Source organism: Gilvimarinus sp. F26214L, from assembly GCF_054401055.1.
The window spans coordinates 1-623 of record NZ_JBTIYG010000043.1; the positions used below are offsets into that span (position 1 = coordinate 1).

The following is a 623-nucleotide window of genomic DNA, read 5'->3' on the forward strand; positions in this document are numbered from 1 at the left end:
TATCTTGGCCGGTTGATCTGATAGGGTTCGACACCCGCAAAACGGAGGGTTTGCAGTGTCGGGCAGTCACATCACAGATCAACAGGTCAGGTTATACATGAAGAATCGAACAAAAAAGACACAGGCTGCCGCTGCCGCCATAGCGGGTATCTCCGAGCGCTCTGCCCGGCGCATTGATAGTCGACAGCTCCAGCCGGCCAAGCGCTCCCGCAACTGGCGTACCCGGGAAGACCCGCTGGCCGGTGTGTGGGATAGCATCGTGCTGCCACTGCTGCGAGATAAGCCGGGGCTAACACCGGTCGGCATCTTCGATTACCTTTGCGAGGAGCATAGCGATCTGTTTGATCCTCGTGCGCGGCGGACACTGGAGCGGCGCATCGGCCAATGGCGACAACTACACGGGCCGGCGCAGGAGGTCATGTTTGTACAGACGCACCGACCAGGGGAGTTGGGCATTGCCGACTTCACCTGGGTGCATGAGCCGGTAACCATCGCGGGCGAACCCCAGCCGCATCGGCTGTTCCATTACCGCCTGGTTGCCAGTGGCTGGGCCTACGCCCAGGTCGTCTACGGCGGCGAGAGCTTCAGTGCCCTGGCGGACGGGCTACAACGCGCCTTCAGGG

The 623-nt window shown here is 61.6% G+C and carries 1 protein-coding gene; it reads left to right on the top strand.

Features of this window, described 5'->3' with window-relative positions:
• Window positions 1–55: 55 nt before the first annotated feature.
• Window positions 56–623 (top strand): IS21 family transposase (locus tag ACURWW_RS17245; protein WP_458618523.1); only part of this gene is annotated, 568 nt, incomplete at its 3' end.